This is a genomic window from Acinetobacter sp. CAU_H_56 (genome assembly GCF_058599425.1).
In genome coordinates this window covers 1,394,900-1,413,611 of the sequence record NZ_CM178654.1, presented here as the reverse complement: position 1 = coordinate 1,413,611, position 18,712 = coordinate 1,394,900, and the positions used below count along the sequence as shown (strand labels likewise).

At 41.5% G+C, this 18,712-nt stretch carries 19 protein-coding genes and 1 riboswitch; of the genes, 10 read left to right on the top strand and 9 right to left on the bottom strand.

Annotation, left to right across the window (positions count from 1 at the left end):
- The first annotated feature begins 48 nt into the window (after positions 1-48).
- Positions 49-999: an AraC family transcriptional regulator gene (locus tag AC4MCC_RS06910; RefSeq protein ID WP_491885796.1), complete on the top strand. Its 951-nt coding sequence runs from the start codon at positions 49-51 to the stop codon at positions 997-999.
- Here AC4MCC_RS06910 and lpxB read toward each other — a convergent pair.
- Complete coding sequence (gene lpxB / locus AC4MCC_RS06905) at positions 988-2,160, bottom strand: lipid-A-disaccharide synthase (RefSeq protein WP_419364476.1); 1,173 nt, start codon at positions 2,158-2,160, stop codon at positions 988-990. The two genes, AC4MCC_RS06910 and lpxB, sit on opposite strands and share 12 nt — an antisense overlap.
- Before the next feature lie 405 nt (positions 2,161-2,565).
- Between lpxB and AC4MCC_RS06900 the strand changes: the two genes are divergently transcribed.
- The 3 genes from AC4MCC_RS06900 (at position 2,566) to AC4MCC_RS06890 (ending at position 5,264) form a co-directional block, all read left to right on the top strand.
- Positions 2,566-3,456 (top strand): sulfite exporter TauE/SafE family protein, encoded by an 891-nt coding sequence (locus tag AC4MCC_RS06900; RefSeq protein ID WP_125278642.1) that lies wholly within the window; start codon positions 2,566-2,568, stop codon positions 3,454-3,456.
- A gap of 127 nt (positions 3,457-3,583) precedes the next feature.
- A complete protein-coding gene (locus AC4MCC_RS06895) occupies positions 3,584-4,675 on the top strand; it encodes a 3-deoxy-7-phosphoheptulonate synthase (RefSeq protein ID WP_125278643.1) in 1,092 nt (363 codons plus the stop codon).
- A 64-nt stretch (positions 4,676-4,739) separates the two neighbouring features.
- Entirely contained in the window at positions 4,740-5,264 is a 525-nt protein-coding gene (locus AC4MCC_RS06890) for a protein tyrosine phosphatase family protein (RefSeq protein WP_419364480.1), read from the top strand.
- Between the two features lie 2 nt (positions 5,265-5,266).
- Here AC4MCC_RS06890 and ispF read toward each other — a convergent pair whose 3' ends face one another.
- Positions 5,267-5,755, bottom strand: a complete 489-nt coding sequence (gene ispF / locus AC4MCC_RS06885; protein ID WP_419364482.1) for a 2-C-methyl-D-erythritol 2,4-cyclodiphosphate synthase — start codon at positions 5,753-5,755, stop codon at positions 5,267-5,269.
- A gap of 99 nt (positions 5,756-5,854) precedes the next feature.
- Here ispF and AC4MCC_RS06880 point away from each other — a divergent pair, with 99 nt between their 5' ends.
- Positions 5,855-6,508, top strand: a complete 654-nt coding sequence (locus tag AC4MCC_RS06880; RefSeq protein WP_419364484.1) for an A1S_1983 family putative colistin resistance protein — start codon at positions 5,855-5,857, stop codon at positions 6,506-6,508.
- Positions 6,509-6,703: 195 nt separating this feature from the next.
- Here AC4MCC_RS06880 and AC4MCC_RS06875 read toward each other — a convergent pair whose 3' ends face one another.
- The 7 genes from AC4MCC_RS06875 to AC4MCC_RS06845 form a co-directional block, all read right to left on the bottom strand.
- A complete protein-coding gene (locus AC4MCC_RS06875) occupies positions 6,704-7,948 on the bottom strand; it encodes a D-amino acid dehydrogenase (RefSeq protein ID WP_419364486.1) in 1,245 nt (414 codons plus the stop codon).
- 134 nt (positions 7,949-8,082) lie between these two features.
- A riboswitch (glycine riboswitch) is annotated at positions 8,083-8,170 on the bottom strand.
- Between the two features lie 292 nt (positions 8,171-8,462).
- A complete protein-coding gene (locus tag AC4MCC_RS06870) occupies positions 8,463-9,371 on the bottom strand; it encodes an AEC family transporter (RefSeq protein WP_419364488.1) in 909 nt (302 codons plus the stop codon).
- A gap of 160 nt (positions 9,372-9,531) precedes the next feature.
- The gene (locus tag AC4MCC_RS06865; protein WP_419364489.1) at positions 9,532-9,966 is read right to left on the bottom strand and encodes an Imm44 family immunity protein; all 435 of its coding nucleotides are present in this window, start codon (positions 9,964-9,966) and stop codon (positions 9,532-9,534) included.
- A gap of 52 nt (positions 9,967-10,018) precedes the next feature.
- Positions 10,019-10,549: a GNAT family N-acetyltransferase gene (locus tag AC4MCC_RS06860; protein WP_419364508.1), complete on the bottom strand. Its 531-nt coding sequence runs from the start codon at positions 10,547-10,549 to the stop codon at positions 10,019-10,021.
- 62 nt (positions 10,550-10,611) lie between these two features.
- The gene (gene aroC, locus AC4MCC_RS06855) at positions 10,612-11,706 is read right to left on the bottom strand and encodes a chorismate synthase (protein WP_419364491.1); all 1,095 of its coding nucleotides are present in this window, start codon (positions 11,704-11,706) and stop codon (positions 10,612-10,614) included.
- Between the two features lie 12 nt (positions 11,707-11,718).
- Positions 11,719-12,729, bottom strand: coding sequence for a 50S ribosomal protein L3 N(5)-glutamine methyltransferase (gene prmB / locus AC4MCC_RS06850; protein WP_291358685.1), 1,011 nt, complete (start codon positions 12,727-12,729; stop codon positions 11,719-11,721).
- A 197-nt stretch (positions 12,730-12,926) separates the two neighbouring features.
- Entirely contained in the window at positions 12,927-13,313 is a 387-nt protein-coding gene (locus AC4MCC_RS06845) for a DUF1311 domain-containing protein (RefSeq protein WP_491885795.1), read from the bottom strand.
- Between the two features lie 201 nt (positions 13,314-13,514).
- Between AC4MCC_RS06845 and AC4MCC_RS06840 the strand changes: the two genes are divergently transcribed.
- From AC4MCC_RS06840 to AC4MCC_RS06820, 5 genes are all read left to right on the top strand, one after another.
- Positions 13,515-13,823: a hypothetical protein gene (locus AC4MCC_RS06840; protein ID WP_004785493.1), complete on the top strand. Its 309-nt coding sequence runs from the start codon at positions 13,515-13,517 to the stop codon at positions 13,821-13,823.
- Positions 13,824-13,979: 156 nt separating this feature from the next.
- Positions 13,980-15,353, top strand: a complete 1,374-nt coding sequence (locus tag AC4MCC_RS06835; RefSeq protein ID WP_491885794.1) for an ABC1 kinase family protein — start codon at positions 13,980-13,982, stop codon at positions 15,351-15,353.
- Between the two features lie 252 nt (positions 15,354-15,605).
- Positions 15,606-16,892 carry an acyl-CoA dehydrogenase family protein gene (locus AC4MCC_RS06830; RefSeq protein ID WP_491880952.1) on the top strand — a complete coding sequence of 429 codons (1,287 nt, stop codon included), beginning with the start codon at positions 15,606-15,608 and terminating at the stop codon, positions 16,890-16,892.
- A 22-nt stretch (positions 16,893-16,914) separates the two neighbouring features.
- The gene (locus tag AC4MCC_RS06825; protein WP_491880101.1) at positions 16,915-18,114 is read left to right on the top strand and encodes an acyl-CoA dehydrogenase family protein; all 1,200 of its coding nucleotides are present in this window, start codon (positions 16,915-16,917) and stop codon (positions 18,112-18,114) included.
- 106 nt (positions 18,115-18,220) lie between these two features.
- Complete coding sequence (locus AC4MCC_RS06820) at positions 18,221-18,709, top strand: GNAT family N-acetyltransferase (protein WP_491880102.1); 489 nt, start codon at positions 18,221-18,223, stop codon at positions 18,707-18,709.
- Positions 18,710-18,712 lie beyond the last annotated feature (3 nt).

The following is an 18,712-nucleotide window of genomic DNA, read 5'->3' as shown; positions in this document are numbered from 1 at the left end:
CTATTTAAATTTAATTAAATGAATTAAAACAAAAGAATAGAGTCAGGCATGGATGCTTTAAGTAAAATTTTTGATGATATTCATCTGGAAAAATCCGAATATCTCTACCTCAATGTGTTTCATCCAGGCGGGTTTGATTATCAGTATGAACCGTCCATGCTGGCTTATGTGTTATTACAAGGCCAAGCTCAATTAATATTTAAAGATGGCGATCTGCTTGAGCTGCAACAAGGTGATCTTGTGTTATTGCCTGCTGGTTCTGCCCATCGGATTTCTAGTCCCGGCAATGCGGATTTTTCTGAACATCATTCGATTAATTGTTATTTTCAGACTCATGCACAGCAATGTGTGGATCTCAATATCACCCATTCAGCAGAACGCAGTTTTATCTTGGCGATTCGTTCCAATCTGGATATCCAGATGGCGAAACCTCTATTGAGTGCTTTACCTAAATTTCTGCACATTCAGCATATTCTTGGAGATACAGCACCAGAATGGTTACAAGTCGGTTTGCAATTTCTTGCATTGGAAACCCAGCAACTTCGTCCGGGACGGGACAAGATTCTGGATCATCTGGTCAGTATTTTACTGATTGAATGCGTACGAGATTATATTTTGAATCTGGAAAATGCTTCGAGCTGGCTGAATGCCCTTTCGCATCCTGAACTGTCCAATGCCTTGGCAGCGATTCATGGCAAACCGGAACAAGCTTGGACCGTTGAAAGTCTGGCTGAGCAATGTCATATGTCGCGTTCAAAATTTGCCCAGCTGTTTACCCAGATTGTTGGTGAGCCGCCATTGGCTTATTTACAACAGCATCGACTTCGGCTGGCAGCACAATATCTCAGAAATAGCGGATTTAGCATTCAGCAGATCGCCTATCTGGTGGGCTATTCTTCTGAAACGGCGTTTAGTCAAAGCTTTAAAAAACAGTTTGAACAAACCCCGACCCAATATCGTATTGCCTGTCAGAAAAGTAAGACGCCTTTATTGGACTAAGTCTAGTACCGCTTTGACAGGATCTTCACTGTTGCCGGAAAGCAGCTGCTTGTGCATAGTGAGATGCTGCATCACCTGAATTTGAGCTGCTTCAATATCCATCAGCTTTTCAATTTCAGCAGCCAGATTTTCAGGCGTTGCTTCAGACTGAATCAATTCCTGAATCACTTTTTTGCCAGCAATGATATTTGGTAATGAGAAATAAGGAATTTTGACCAGCAATTTGGCAATCTGATAAGTCAGCCAGTGCAATTTATAAAAGGTCACCATCGGACGGTGTAATAGCATGGCTTCCAGTGTCGCAGTGCCGGAAGCCAGCGCAATGATATTGGACGCATTCATCACCTGACGGCCAATTTTTGACTCACTGCTAGTATTTTCCATCAGGCGGATATGCGCTTTTAAACTGTCCGGATATTGTGCCAGCAAGTTTTCAATTTGCTGTTTGCGCATCTCATTAATGGCAGGAATCATAAACGTATAATCCGGGTATTTCTGATGCAGAATTTTGGCTGCATCCAGTACCAATGGTCCTAAACGTTCAATTTCACCACGGCGGCTCCCTGGCAGCAGTGCAATATACTTTTGCGTAGGATCCAAACCCAGTTCTGCCTGCGCTTCAGCCAAATCATTGTTGAGGGGTAACTGGCTTGCCAATGGATGACCGACAAAAGCTGCCGGAACATCCCATTTCTTGAAAAATGCTTTTTCAAATGGAAATAAACATAGTACCAGGTCAATACTGGCCTTGATACCATGTACCCGGCCTTGACGCCATGCCCAGACCGAAGGACTGACATATTGCACGGTCTTAATCGGTAACTGTTTTTGCTTTAGAGTCTTGGAAAGTCGCAAATTAAAATCAGGCGCATCAATACCGATAAACACATCGACTGGATCTTTCGTCCAGGTCTCGACCAGACCATCACGAACCGCAAACAGTTTTTTAATATCTTTCAGAACTTCTACAATACCCATGACCGAGAGAATATCCATTGGATAGTAACTCTTAAAGCCTTCCGCCAGCATTTGCGGCCCGCCAATCCCTTCAAATTCTGCATCAATACCCTGCTCTCGAAAACTACGGATGAGCTTCGCACCAAGCGTATCTCCCGATACTTCTCCCACCACGATTCCGATTTTAAGTTTCCGATTCTGCAAGTGTATTCCCTCAAATGAGACAAATTAATTCCGTTCAGATTCTATCATAAAGCGTGATTTGAGCATGCCTAAGTGTTGAACTGACAAATCATGGCTATCTTAAATCATAAAACTCTGGAAGCTGTACAATGCGCGCTTTAGCTAGGTCTAAAAAATTAAAAGTGACCTAAACCGAATGATCTTTAAACAAATAAATAAAAAGCATTTTGCAGAATCTTTATCAATTATCGTACTTAGCAATAGAAAGGTGTGCTAGATGATTCAAATTAAAATATAAATCAGGATGAATTACTTTAAATTTTACGGTCTTTATCTCTTTTTAGAATAAGCAAATCAATAATCAAGACAACGACTTATATTTAAAAGTCATAAGATATGCTCGTTTTTTGATTTTGGCATATATGCATGTTTGGTCCGATTGAATTTATTTTAGCAGGTGTATTGGTTGGTTTCTGTGTTGGGATTACCGGTGTCGGTGGCGGTTCGTTGATGACCCCAATCCTGATTACACTGCTTCGGGTTGAACCGCATATCGCGATTGGTACAGACCTTCTTTATGCCGCAATTTCTAAATTCTGTGGTTCATTGGTTCATGCCAAGAAAATGAATATTGTCTGGCCCATTGTAATCTGGCTGGCGATCGGTAGTATCCCTGCCTCATTTGTGACCCACTGGGTACTTGAGAATTACCTCAGTCAATCGACACATTATAAAGCAACGCTGACTATGGTATTGGGCTTTATGCTGACCCTTACCGGTGCATCTATTGTATTCCGCAATTCTATTGAAAAGTTTTTTAATAAATACCGCAAACAAGAACTGCCTGACATGACTCAGGATCTGGACAAAGTTGACTTTAAATCTGGCAATAAACGTGTCTTGATCGTGATCATGGGGATTGTACTGGGCGTGTTTGTGACCTTATCATCTGTCGGTGCCGGTGCTTTCGGTATTATGGCCTTGATCCTGATGTTCCCGAATCTGCCCATGATTCGCATTATCGGTTCGGATGTAGTACATGCCGTACTTCTAACTTTAGTCGCAGGTCTGGGCCATATGAGCGCAGGTAATGTAGACTTTACTTTATTAGGCTGGTTACTTTGCGGTTCTATTCCAGCGATTGTAATTGGTACGTTGATCAGTTCACGTATGCCAGAGAAAATTATCCGTAAAATTCTTGGGATTACCCTGTTCTGTCTTGGTGTGAATTTCATTGTGAATCCAGTCAAGTCAAAACCAGTGCAACCAGCCCAACCTGAATTGGTAACAGCAGTAGAAAAAACAGCTGCTGTTTAAACTAAATCATGGATTCATCACTTTTTTTTCAAAGAAGTATTCATCTTTTTTATAACAAAGTGACGCATCATTCATGTTATATTCAGGCTATTAAACAACCTTTTGTATGATCAAACCAGTGACGGCAATGAATACACTACAGTCAAAACCTATTTCAGCATCAGATATTGATGACGTGAATATCCAAAGCATGATTCCTTTGGTAACACCTGCTCAGTTGAAAGCAGAGTTACCTTTGACTGAAACTGCTTATCAAACCGTACTGCATGGTCGTGAAACGATTCGTAATATCCTGGATGGCAAGGATAAGCGTATTTTTGTAGTGATTGGTCCATGTTCAATTCATGATCCAGCGGCTGCGCATGAATATGCTGAACGTTTAAAAGCTTTAAGCGAAAAAGTAAAAGATAGCCTGTATATCGTAATGCGTGTTTATTTTGAAAAACCGCGTACAACTGTAGGCTGGAAAGGTCTGATCAATGACCCGGATATGAATGACTCTTTCAATATTGAAAAAGGTCTGCGTATCGGTCGTAAACTGTTACTGGAGCTAAATGAACTTGGCCTGCCATGTGCGACAGAAGCCTTGGATCCAAACTCTCCACAGTACTATCAGGATCTAATTTCATGGTCAGCGATCGGTGCACGTACTACCGAGAGCCAAACTCACCGTGAAATGTCTTCTGGCCTGTCTTCACCAGTCGGCTTCAAAAATGGTACAGACGGCGGTCTAACTGTTGCGACCAATGCAATGCAATCTGTTAAACATGGTCACAGCTTCCTGGGCCTTAACGATCAAGGTCAGGTTGCGGTAATTCGTACTTCAGGTAACCCATATGCACACGTGGTTCTACGTGGCGGTAATGGCAAACCTAACTACGATGCAGGTTCAGTTGCAGATGCTGAGGCAGCGCTTGCGAAAGCAAAAGTCAGCGGCAAGATCATGATTGATGCCAGCCACGCAAACTCAAATAAAGACCCGTACTTACAACCGCTTGTCTTAAAAAATATTACTGAACAAATTCTTGATGGAAACAAGTCAATTGTTGGTATTATGGTAGAAAGTCACCTGAAAGGTGGCCGTCAGGATATCCCTGCCAATCTTTGTGATCTGGAATATGGAAAATCAGTAACTGATGGCTGTATCGATTGGGAGACCACAGAAAAAGTGTTGCTTGACATGCATGAGGCATTGAAGGACGTTTTACCTAATCGTTAAACGAACTGACAAACGCCATCGACAAGATGGCGTTTTCATTTCTGAACAAGGAAAATTTTATCTGATGAATGAAATTGAAACTGCATTAAGTCAAATTGAAAATTTTCAGTTCATCCATGACCATCTGTTCAGCTCTGGTCAGCCGACAACTGAACAACTAAGGTTGATTAAAGAATATGGTGTATCCACCGTAATCAATGTGGCATTAACAGATAGCGATCATCATCTGTTACATGAAGATAAAATTTGTCTTGATCTTGGCCTGAACTATATCCAGGTACCGATCTCTTGGGAAACTCCCTCAGATAGTCAGTGCCTGCTGGTATTGGATCTGATTGATCATCTGGTTAAAGAACAGATGGTCTGGGTACATTGTACGCAGAATTATCATGTCAGCTGCCTGATGTATTTATATCGACAATACTATATGAATATGGACATGCCGACTGCACAGGAATATCTGAATCAGCTCTGGGAACCGAATGAAACCTGGACCGGTTTAATTCATGCGGTTGCCCTACAGCTGCAAGGCCGTAAAGCAACACAGGAACTGGAATTATCTCTGATCCATCCCAATAACTTCGGTTGATGTTATTTGTAGTGGCTGATCAAAACAGTTGCCATAGACAGAATACCTTCCTGACGGCCAGTAAATCCTAATTTTTCGGTGGTTGTGGCTTTAATACTGATTTGAGTCACATCCACATCCAGCACATTGGCAATGCTCTGACGCATTTCCAGATTATATTTAGCCAGCTTTGGACGTTCACAGGCCACCGTAATATCGGCATTATTCAGGCGATAACCGCGATCCAGTATCAGCTGATAGACATGCTTTAACAAGACCTTACTATCCGCACCCTTAAACTGCGGATCGGTATCCGGAAAATGTTGACCAATATCGCCCAGTGCTAAGGCACCTAATAAAGCATCACAAAGTGCATGTAAAACTACATCACCATCAGAGTGTGCTTTCAAGGCATGCGTATGTGGAATCTGAATACCTGCCAGAGTGACAAAATCACCTTCTTCAAATGCATGTACATCCAGTCCCTGACCAATACGAATTTGTGCAATCACTTTTATATCCTTTAGAAATAACTGATTGAAATCTTGTACACGACGTTTCTATTTCGCTATAGTTAGACCTAGCGTAACACAGTGAAAGTATAAGCGATCATGCTACTGAAAACTGATATAAATATGATGAAAATAATGGGACTTTTACTCGGGACAGGCCTTTTTGCTAGCAGCATTCATGCTGAATCGCTGGACTGTAGCAGTCATCATAACAATAACGCAGCCATGAAAAAGATCTGTTCAGCCTCTCTAGATGAACCGCGTGAAAAACTGACTGATCAATATTTTACCGCCTTTCTGATTACAGACGCGCCTGTTCGCTTGTTGCAAGATACCCAGCAGCTATGGAGCACACGTTTACAGCAATGTAAAACGCTGGACTGCTTTAAACAGCAATTTGACCAGCGTCTGGATGACCTCAATATTTATATTTCTTTGAATCAGAGCCTGACTCAACACTATCTCAAGGTTGAACAGGGACAAATGGCCAAGCAGCCGATTCATCTCAAGATTCATCAGCTGACAAAAGACCGCATCAAGATTGAAGGGATCGCTTACCGCAATCCGAATAATCGTGCAGAAACCCAGACCATTCCTTTTCTGGCTTATACCACGACGGAAACTAAAAGCCAGATTACGGATAATGAGCATGACTGCAAATATACCTTTAACTATAGTAAGGCAATCTTGACGGTCAGTACTGAGCAAAAAGGCTGCGAGCGCTTTAGTGGTATTTATCGTTTATATGATTAAACAGCCGACTTTTATTTTTATCTATCAATATCCTAAATATATATTTAAAAATTTAAACTAGGAATTCCCTCTCCTTATAGGAGAAGTTTTTATAAAGATTCCCTTCCCCCTAACCTTCTTCCTCAGGTAGGAGGAGCTTAATAAATAAACAATTATTTTTGATCTTTTAAAATAGCCTGCAAGCGGGCTTTTTACTTAGACCGGGTAATGCTGAGCTATTTCCTGACTGATCATCGCTGCGGTTGCTGCTGATAGTGTCCAGCCTAAATGTCCATGGCCGGTGTTATAAAAGACACGTTCCTGTCTACCACGGCGCACCACTGGCATCATGTTCGGCATCATGGGACGCAGACCTGCCCATGGAACCACATGTTCAGTACACAGATCGAAATTGCGTTGTGTCCAGTCAATTAAAGGCTGAATCCGGTCAACACGAATATCCCGATTATAACCATTAAATTCCGCGGTTCCTGCAACACGTAAGCGGTCTTTACCTAAACGTGACAAGACAATCTTGGCGCTCTCATCTAGCAGACTGACCCAAGGAGCATTTTGCTGACTTTGCTCATCATTGAGCTGTACCGTAATTGAATAGCCTTTCACCGGATATACATTCACCCGCTCACCCAACAGATCTGCCAACTGATAACTACTGACACCGGCACATACCACAATGGCATCTGCCTGAATCTCGAGCACATCTTCAGCATTGGCACGCACATTTTCAGGGCTTGGGCGGCATTTAACTGTAATCTGCTGTGCCTGGTGATCGGCTGCAAATACATCCTGCCCAAATTCGAATTTCACCCCTTTCTTCATACAGGCATTTGCCAGCCCTATACTGAATTTATGAATATCTCCAGTCGCATCACTCTGGCAATAAAATCCGGCGTAATAATCCCCAGTTAATGCAGGTTCAATTTGCTTGATTTCCTCATTGGTAATTGCATTACGTTCCAGACCACCACTACATAGGAGATCATTGACCTTAATCGCGACATCATAATCAGCTTTATTATGATAAAAGTGCAGAATCCCGCGTTTTTCCAGATCAAAATCAATCTGCTCAATTTCGGCAATTTCAAACAGGCGTTTTCTGGCAAGTAACGCGAGTCTTACCGTTTCCCGGGTATTGGCCTCATAATTTTTAATATGACCTAGAAATTCCATCAGCCAGCTATATTTATGCAGACTAAAAGAAGGATTGAGCAATAGCGGTGCGGTTTTTTGTGACATCCATTTGATGCCTTTCAACACCGTCGCTTTTTGATTCCAGACCTCTGCATTACAGGCAGAAAGTTGCCCGCCATTGGCAAAGGATGTTTCCATCGCGGGATAAAGATGACGGTCAACCACCGTGACCTGATAACCGAATAAGGCGAGCTCATAAGCTGTTGTTACACCGGTAATGCCTGCCCCCACCACAATAACATGACGCATAGACACCTCTCCTCAATATGTGATGTCTTTCCCATCTGTCATGTGTACCTGAGAGCTTCGGTGACTGCATCATAGCTGTATGCAGCAACCTTCCCCCTTCGGTGAGTGATTCAACACTTCTCTCCAGAGTTTAATATATTATTGCAGTCCTTTTGCCTGAGAGTTTCCTGGGACCTTGCTCCTTCGGCGAATGCAGTAGCATTTCTCTCCTGCAATAATATTTTTATTATCCTGAGCAATTTATATACCATCTTATCGGGGACTACAGTTTTTTATTTATGTTAATTCACGTGATTTAAGTGGTAACGCTACTTTCAATAAATTTAGAAGAAATAACACTATCTATTTCAAATGAATCTTAAGATTTTAATTTGGTTTTTTGCCTCATTTTCCTACGTCATGCTCCAATGCAAGGCATTTAAGAAAAGCAATAAAGTTAATAATTGCTTAGGCTATTTTCGGGATTAGTTTACGAGAAGACTCTCAATCTATGACCAGATTTCAGATCCTAAAATTAAATTAAGCAGGAAAGAATCAACATGAGAGATCCTGCCGCGACTACCGTTTGCATACTGATAATACTGGCCATGAACTGGCTATCTCCTCCATAGACACGCGTCAGTACATAAGAAGCTGAAGCGGTAGGTAAAGCAAAAAACAACACCAGTACCTGTGTGGTTAGAGTATCAATGTCAAATAATTGGCAGACAAAGAATGCAGCAAGCGGCATTCCTAATAAACGTCCAAAAGTTGCCAGGCCCAATGGTAAGATATCTCGCTGAAAGCCTTGGAATTGTAAGGCAGCCCCCACACACATCAAGCCAAGCGGCAAACTGCACAAAGCAATCTGTTTTAGAAATAATTCAAACCCGGCCCAGAGTGACAAGCCTGAAAGATTAAATAGGCCTCCAACAAGAGAACCTAGAATTAAAGGGTTCTTTAACAAATCAATCAGGATTTTGAAGATCTGCATATCTGAACTACGGGTAAATGCCAGTACAGACAAGATATTGACCAGCGGAATACATAACACCATCACTACGGCGAAAATGGTCATGCCCTGCTGATGAAATAAAGCATTCACTGCTGCAAGTCCGATATAGGTGTTAAAGCGCAGAAGTGCCTGTACATAAACCCCAAAGCGTGCATAGCCAATCTGATAAATCTTGCGCAGCATATAAAGAGCAATACTGACCACCGCCATAAGGCTAAAGACCACCAGAACCACATCTTTAATGACTGCCATTTCAATATTGGCTACGGCCAGATTTAAAAACAGCATGACTGGAAACAGGACAAAATAATTGAGTTTTTCTGCCCCACGCCAGAAACTATCTTCCAGCCATTTCCTTTGTTTTAATACATAGCCCAAAGTAATCAGGCCAATAAGCGGAAACAGTACAGTGAAGATAGTCTGAAACATTGAACAACTCATGATATGGGTTTTGCGGCAATCGCATCCAATTCAATTGCCTGTCAATGAGCAAGGATACAACAACCGACTCGTTTCAGGATAAAAATAGTGGAAAATTCAATGGATAATAAATAAAAAACACTCTCGCTGGCTTTAATTAAAATACGCTTTAAATCCAACTTTTATCTTTTGCAACATTTAGTGCATCATTTTTTAGTCTTTCAAGCTCCTCATAAACCTTTGCATCAAGCTTCGGACAGACTTTTTCAAACTTAACTTTTAACAAATCTAGGCTTCTTAAGAGCATCCTAAAAATAAGTCTCTCACGGCCTAAATCATCTGTTGCCTTAAAAGTTGTTGGATCAATCCTTAAACGGAAATCCATATTTCTACGTTTAAATGAATAAAAAATACGTTCATCAAAACTATCATTTCCCATCATAATTTCAATGCACTTCCATTTATCTATCGGAATATCATACGACTTATTTTGTAGTTGAGCATTCAAGACATTTTCTACTGCGTTACGTGCTTTATTTTCGAGATCAAGATGATATTCTGTTAACACTTCCCTACTTAATTCAGCACTTAACCATACTTCCATTCATACATCCTGTCATTATTCTTATTAAACACACTTAGAATCAAAAATAGATTCACATAACTTCATAAATCTTTTCGAGACTCTTTTCTAAGATCACCAGATTTAAATCTACTAAAGGTTGTCCAACATCTGCATCCAGTGGATAACTGTCTGTTTCGCCGGTTTGGTGATAACCACGACGCTCATAATACGCGATTAATTCAATGCGAACATTAAGAACAGACATTCTAAGTTTTTTGAAAGGTATTTTTTCTCTGGAGTATTGTTCAGCGAAATCTAACAATATTCGGCCATAACCTGAATTTTGCCGGACTGGGTCAATAGCAAAACTGCCGATTTCAAAACAATCTGGGAGGTGTGTCAAACCAATACAACCCACTAGTTGGTCATCATTTTCCAAGACATAAAGTTCAACATCAGGCCGTGCTAAAAGCTCACTTAACTGAGCCTCATTAATTCGATTACCTGAAACAATGTCATGTTCATGCGTCCAACCCAAATTTGATCGATAAGCTGTATTGATCAACTTAACAATGCTTTGAATGTCCGTAGCTTGGGCTAAACGAATATTGTTATTTTTAATTCTATAAATAAAAAAGCCAGACCGAAGCCTGACTTTAATTTCATTTGCTTCTATAAAGCAAATTATTTAGGTTCAATTGGCTCAAACGGCGCAATGACATCGGCATTTTGTGCACGATGACGCATGAAGTGATCCATCAAAACAATTGCTAGCATCGCTTCAGCAATTGGTGTTGCACGTACACCCACGCAAGGATCATGACGGCCTTTGGTCAGGACATCCGTATCTTCACGATTAATGGTAATGGTTTTACCCGGAGTCGTGATGGAAGCCGTTGGTTTCAACGCAATCGAAACACGAATATCCTGACCGCTAGATATACCACCCAAGATACCACCAGCATGGTTCGCCAAGAAACCATCTGTTGTGAGTTCATCGCGGGTTTCATGACCGAACTGCTCAGCGACACCAAAACCATCACCAATTTCCACGCCTTTCACGGCATTAATTGACATCATGGCATGGGCAATATCAGCATCTAAACGATCAAATACTGGTTCACCCCAACCGACTGGAACTTTCGAAGCGATAATTTCAAGGCGTGCGCCACAGCTTGTGCCTTGCTCACGTAATGAAGTTACCAATGCTTCAAAGCGCGGCACCGCATCAACATCACCACAGAAGAACGGGTTATTTGGCACTTCATTCCAGTCTAGTTTTTCTGCTTTTTCAGTACCGATTTGGGTCACATGACCACGGATTTCAATACCGAATTTTTCAAACAGGAATTTCTTGGCAATCGCACCTGCTGCAACACGCATCGCAGTTTCACGCGCACTTGAACGGCCACCGCCACGGTAGTCACGGAAACCATACTTTTGGGTATAAGTATAATCTGCATGACCCGGGCGGAAAGTTTGCGCAATATTGCCATAATCTTTCGATTTCTGATCCGTATTACGGATTAAAAGACCAATTGAAGTACCTGTAGTTTTACCCTCAAACACACCGGAAATAATTTCAACTTCATCTGGCTCTTTACGCTGTGTTGCAAATTTTGAAGTGCCCGGCTTACGACGGTCCAGATCCTTTTGCAAATCAGCTTCAGACAGTTCAATCCCTGGTGGAACCCCATCAATAATGGCCATTAAGCCAACACCATGAGATTCACCACAAGTCGTTACACGGAAGAGTTGCCCTATACTATTACCTGCCATGTCAACGACTCCTTATGAATTAACAGATTGAATGAATAAATCACGATATTGACGGCATTGGGCTGCAGTCAGTGCAAAGATACCTGAACCACCACGTTGGAACTGCAACCAGTGGAAATCAACGGTATTGAAGTTTTGCTTCATCGCCCATTCAGAGTTGCCTACTTCAATCACGATTAAACCATCTTCAGTCAGGTAATCAGCTGCTTGAGCCAGCATCTTACGAACCAGATCCAGACCATCTTGACCAGCAGCCAATGCCAGCTCTGGCTCATGATGGAATTCATCAGGAAGATCAGCCATATCTTCTGCATCGACATATGGAGGATTAGATACGATTAGATCATATTGGTTTTCAGCTGGAATTTTAGCGAACAGATCAGATTCAAGTAAAGCCACTTGGTACTGTTTACTGTGATGTTCACAGTTAATCTGCGCCACTTCCAAGGCATCTTTAGAAATATCAGTTGCATCCACTTCCGAATCCGGGAAAGCATAGGCCAATGCAATCGCGATACAGCCAGAACCGGTACACATATCCAGAATGCGTTGTGGAGTTTTTGGATTCGGGTTTTCTGGCAGGTTATTTACTGCTGCGCCCATTTCACCATTTTCAGTCAGGCAATAAGGAGCAAAGCGGTTTTCAATCAGCTCAACAATTGGCGAACGAGGAATTAATACACGTTCATCCACATAGAATGGCTTGCCAAAGAAATAGGCCAGATTCAATAAATAAGAGGTTGGAACACGTTCATTAATGCGGCGTTCCAGCAAGCTCAAGAACTCAGCCACTTCGCTTGGCAATAATTTAGAGTCCAGAATTTCAGGATCTGCATTCCAGTCTAGTGACAAGGTTTGTAGAACGAGCGCTGAACTTTCAGCAAAATAATCTTCTGTACCTTGACCTAAGTGCGCATCGTATTGACGTAATGCTGTAACCCCAAAACGAATAAAATCACGAATGGTAGTTAAATTTTCAGCGGCTTCCTGCAAATGTTCAGGGCTAATAGTCGGTCGATCCACTTAAGGCGTCTCCAAGGTCATTTTTTAAAACGCCTTATGATACCTTGTTTTGAGGTCTTTTATAATGCCAAAACCATGAAAAACCCGAATTCTCCATGGTTTATCAATGACAGATCTTCTAGATTTCAGACAGATTAGAATCCTACTTTTTAAGATTTATCACTATTTCCGGAAGGATTTATTAACTTAAAACCAGTTTAAGTACCGGCACGATAAGAACGCGACTGATACAAATTCGCCTGATCTTTTACCATCTCCAGCGCACATTGACCCTGTTTAATCTGGGCATATTGGGTATTCATAGTCAGCTTGCATTGCTGTGACAGTTTGCGTTCCCAGACGGCATGCTGATCACGAATATTATTACGATAGCCAGCATTCAATTTCAGATAAGTCTTATAGTTTTTCTTTAGACGTTTGTTCTGTGCTTTTAATTCTTTTTTCACACATTTCTGCAGTTTAGCTGTATTGCCATAACTAAAGTTCATGCACTGGGTATATTCCTGAGAATAACCTGTGGCAGCCTGAACCTGTAATGCCACCGTCCCCAAACAACCTGCCATTAACAAACATGCAAAACGCATAATATCCCCTTCACCAAAACTGGCTTGTTTCCAATCAATATTGAATAATGAATCTTGTTTAAATTATTGCCTGATACTAACTTAGTCCTCGATAAAATCCTATATTTTTCTCGCTTAAAAAGATGTCACAGTTCTTTGGTTGAAACTTGATTTTATGGCCGCATATAATTCGGCAATGATGTCCAAACGAGCCCAGATCTTATGAGCTATAAGCACAACAATCTTATGGCCATGCGCCAGAACTACTGGAATGACCAGTTATCCAGTCAGGTGCAGCAGGAAAAGGTATTTTTACAGACCACGTTAATGCAACAAGGCGTATTTAGTAGTGCGACTCTGGAAGATGCCAAATACCTGTTTTTTAGCTTGCCAAGCATCATTATTGTGAAAGGTTATGCGCTGGGTTTTATGCATGAAACAGTCCAGAACCTAATTCATCAACATATTCAAACAAATAAACAACAGTTACAACAACGATCTGAATTAAAAATTCAATTTCAAATGTCATAATATTCACCCTACACTGGTCAAAACGGCAAGCAATATGCTCTTGCCGAGATTTTCACCGTGAATTCAGCGGCTTAAACTTTTTTAATACGTGCAGACACGGTAATATCCACTACAATGATTTATTCCGCTTTATGCTGATAAAAGGATTGAGTTTACATGTCAGATCAGAACGATAAGCTTAAACAATTGAAAACTTCCTCAATGGATCGACGCTTATCGATCGCAAAGGCATCTTTGCTGGCAGGTACGCGCTGGGCAGCATCCAGTGCGGGTTCTATGTTTTCGAGCGAAGAAGAAAAAGAAAGAAGACGCAAAAAAGCCATGAAAGAGCAGGCCGATTATCTGGTTGCAGAAATTGGCAAGCTTAAGGGTTCAATTGTCAAAATTGGTCAGATGATGGCCTTGTATGGCGAGCATTTTCTGCCAGAAGAAGTCACTCAAGCCTTAAATACATTAAATAATAAAACAGTCGCTTTGGCTTGGCCGGCGATCAAAGCCCAATTACAGCAGCAATTAGGTTCCAAGCTAGATGATCTGACAGTTGATCATGAGCCCTTAGGTACTGCCTCTTTGGCTCAGGTGCATCGTGCGGTGCGTAAGTCAGACGGTATGGAGCTGGTGCTTAAAATCCAGTACCCGGGTGTAGCTGAGGCTATTGATTCTGATATGAGCCTGTTTAAGAACATGCTCAAATTGACCCGTATGGTGCCGCAAACCCGTGAATTTGATCAATGGTTTGATGAAGTTCGCGAGATGATGCATCGTGAGGTCAATTATAAAATCGAAGCAGATACCACTCGCCGCTTCTGTAAACGTCTACAAAATGACCCGCGTTATATCGTACCGACCATCATCGATAACTATTGTACTGACCGTGTTCTGTGTATGACCTTTGAACGTGGTGTACCCATCAATAGTCCAGTGATGCTGTCTCTACCACAGGAACGTCGTAATAAACTGGGTGAAGCTTCCCTGGAAATCGCTGTACGTGAGATTTTTGAATGGGGCGAGATGCAGACTGACCCAAATTTCGGCAATTATCTGGTACGTTTAGGTGATAGCGAAAATATTCAGGACAAGATTGTACTTCTTGACTTCGGTGCAATCCGTCAGTTTGACCAGCATCTATTAAACGTTGCACGTAATCTGATCCAGGCCGGTTATCATCATGATTCAGACATGATGGTGAAAGCCATGACCGGTTATGAATTCTTTGATTCTATTCCGCCTAGCATCAAACCGGATATGGCGAAAGTCTTTCTGCTAGCCACAGAAGCCTTCAGCTCGCCAATGAACAATAAAGACTTGCCGCCAGGCGTGATGGATGAACATGACCGCTATAACTGGAAAAAAAGTCAGCTTCATAGCCGTGTGATGCAGCAGGCTTCTAAATCCATGGCTTCACGTTATTTCAGTGTACCGCCTAAAGAATTTATGTTTATCAGCCGTAAGTTCATCGGCGCTTATACCTTCATGACGGTAATTGATGCGAAAACTAATGTACGCGCAATGATTAAACGTCATCTCTAATCGACTAAGTTATTATTAGCCTTATATAAGACCCGGATGATTTTGTCATTCGGGTCAATTTTTGATAAAAACCAAATTTTTCTTATTTTATTTTTCTATTTATTTTCAATATTTTAAATTTTTAAATCCCCTCTTTATTTTAATTATAAATTGACAATGATTCATGTCATTGATGACATGGTTTTTTCTAGAACTGCATGTCAACATCAGACAAATAAGATAACACCCCGTAGGATAATTAGAATGAACAATATGGTGAACAAAGCACAAGGATTTGGCTTGTCCATCCTGACCAAAGTGGCTGGAAGTGATTTACTCGACCAATTAAAGCTGCGTAAATTTTTAGAAAAATCTCTTTATCAAAGCTCTAAAGCAGGTTTTAAAACACTCAGCCAAACTCAGAAAATCCTGAAATCTGGTCAGAAAATTCAAAAACAACGTTTACCACATCAGTCCAAATCCCTGTTTGATCTGAATCTGACTGAAGAACAGCAAATGACCTGCGAGGCGATGCAACAGTTTGCCAGCGAAGTCCTTTATCCTTTGGCACATGATGCAGATCATCATGAAATCTTCCCAGAGGAACTCTGGCAATATTCAACTGATCTGGGTCTTAATTTTTATGCGCTGCCTGAAGCTTTAGGTGGTGTAGCTGCAGAACAGAATATCGTCAGCAATGTCCTGATGGCTCAACAGTTGGCTCAAGGTGATTTCAGTTTGACCGCTGGTCTGCTTTCTACCTTTAGTGTGATTAATGCGATTACCCGTTGGGGTTCAGAACAGGTTCAGACTGAGTATTTGACTGCATTTGCCGATGATCCGCATCTTAAAGCTACCTTCGCAGTACAGGAAGCAACAGCTGCCTTTAATCCTTATCAGTTAAAAACTCAAGCAACGTCGAATGAAGATCACTATTTAATTAATGGTGAAAAAACCTTGGTGATGCTCGGAGAAAGTGCTGATATCTATCTGGTCAGTGCAGATCTAAATGGCAAAACCGAAGTATTTATTGTGCAACGCAATAATACCATCACTGCGCAAAAATCTCCGGCTATGGGCTTGAAAGCCACTGAAACCATGAACCTCAAATTTAATAACACACCGGCACAACGCTTGGGAGATGACGATTTTGATTACACCGCTTTTCTTGATCTGGGCAATTTAATGTGGTGTGCCATGGCGGTCGGTACCTGTGAAGCAGTTAAAAAATACTGTGTGCAATATGCCAATGAACGGACAGCCTTTGGCGAACCGATTTCTCATCGGCAAAGTGTAGCTTTTATGATTGCAGATATGGCGATTGAAATTGATGCCATGCAAATGCTGATCCTGAATGCCGCCGGTCTGGCAGAATCCGGGAAAGACTTTCATCGTGAAGCTTATATAGCCCGTCTGCTCTGTGCAGAAAAATCCATGAAAATTGGCACAGATGGCGTGCAGATCCTCGGCGGACATGGTTTCACCAAGGAACATCCGGTAGAACGCTGGTATCGGGACTTAAGAGCAACAGCAATCGTACATTCTGGCCTTCATGCCTGAGCAAAGAATAAGGAAATAATAAATGAACTTACAAAATCCTAAAAAATTCAAATTGCTGATTGATCAGGCACATGAAGTTGCTCTAAATGTACTCCGCCCTATTTCACGCAAATATGACAAAGCTGAACATGCTTATCCGAAAGAGTTAAATATGCTCGCTTCTGTCGTCGACGGCATGAACCAAGGCAGCGAAGGCATGAATGCGGGAGCTGCGGTCAATAAACGCGGTGATAACGATGAAAGCAATAAAAATGGCGTAAATATGTCCACTGCACTTAGTATTGTCGAAATGTGTTATGGCGATACCGGACTACTTTTATCCATGCCGCGTCAAGGTTTAGGAAATTCAGCCATTGCTGCTGTTGCTAATGATGAACAGTTACAACGCTTTCATGGCATCTGGGCAGCGATGGCAATCACTGAACCAGGCTGTGGTTCCGATTCAGCTGCCATTCGTACTACTGCCATTAAAGAGGGTGATGACTATATCCTCAATGGTGAAAAAATCTTTGTCACCTCTGGCGAACGTGCAGATGCGGTTGTAGTCTGGGCGACTTTAGATAAAAAACTTGGCCGTGCTGCGATCAAGTCCTTTGTCGTACCCAAAGGTACGCCTGGCATGAAAATCGAGCGTCTGGAACATAAGCTGGGCATTAAAGCCTCGGATACGGCTACGATTAGTTTTATTGATTGTCGTATACCTGCTGCTAATTTGCTTGGACATGCTGAAATTGATGTGGCCAAAGGTTTTGCTGGGGTCATGGAAACTTTTGATAATACCCGTCCACTCGTTGCAGCGATGGCAATTGGATGCTCTAAAGCTTCCTTAGAAAGAATTAAGGAGATTTTTAAGGATCAGCTAGATCCTGAGTACAATACGCCTTTTTTACAAACATCGAATATTGCAGCGCAAATTTACCGCATGGAAGCCGAATGGGAATCTGCCCGTTTATTAATGTTGAAAGCTGCGTGGATGGCGGATAACCGCAAGCCTAATTCTCGTGAAGCTTCTATTGCTAAAGCCAAGGCAGGTCGTATCGCGAATGAAATCACTTTGAAGTGTGTCGAATTAGCAGCATCTGTAGGCTATAACGAGGCAGAACTTTTAGAAAAATGGGCGCGGGACTCCAAGATTCTGGATATTTTTGAAGGAACTCAACAGATTCAGCAACTGATTATTGCTCGACGTGAATTAGGTAAATCTTCAAGTGAATTAAAATAATCAAAAACTGGAAATACCGCTTTATTAAAGAACGAATCATCAAAAAGGATGGATTTTTTATAGTTTTCGGACTATAAAATTTCCATCCTTTTTCATGTCATGACCTATGTATTCTATTCGTCCTATACAACCTCAAGATAATACTCAAATTGCCAAGATTATTCGTGAAGTTTCCGTAGAATTCGGGCTTGCAGCAGAGTCGGGCTTTGCTGTCGGTGATTCAATTCTGGATAACCTGTATGAAGTATATCAACAGCCAAATGCCGCTTATTGGGTTATTGTTGATGAACAGGATCAAGTCTTTGGCGGTGGAGGTATTGTGCCATTAGAGGGTGATCAGAGTATTCTAGAAATACAGAAAATGTATTTCTTACCTATTATTCGTCGTTATGGATTTGCAAAACAGATTTTAAATCTGGCTTTTGACTTTGCTCGTGAGCAGAACTTTAAACGAATCTATCTTGAAACTACTGCAAGTCTTTGGCAGGCTGTGAAGCTTTACGAAAAATTAGGTTTTGAACATCTCGATCATCCCGAAGGCAATACGGGTCATAGTGCAGCTTGTGAAATCTGGATGCTAAAAACTTTAGACTAAGCT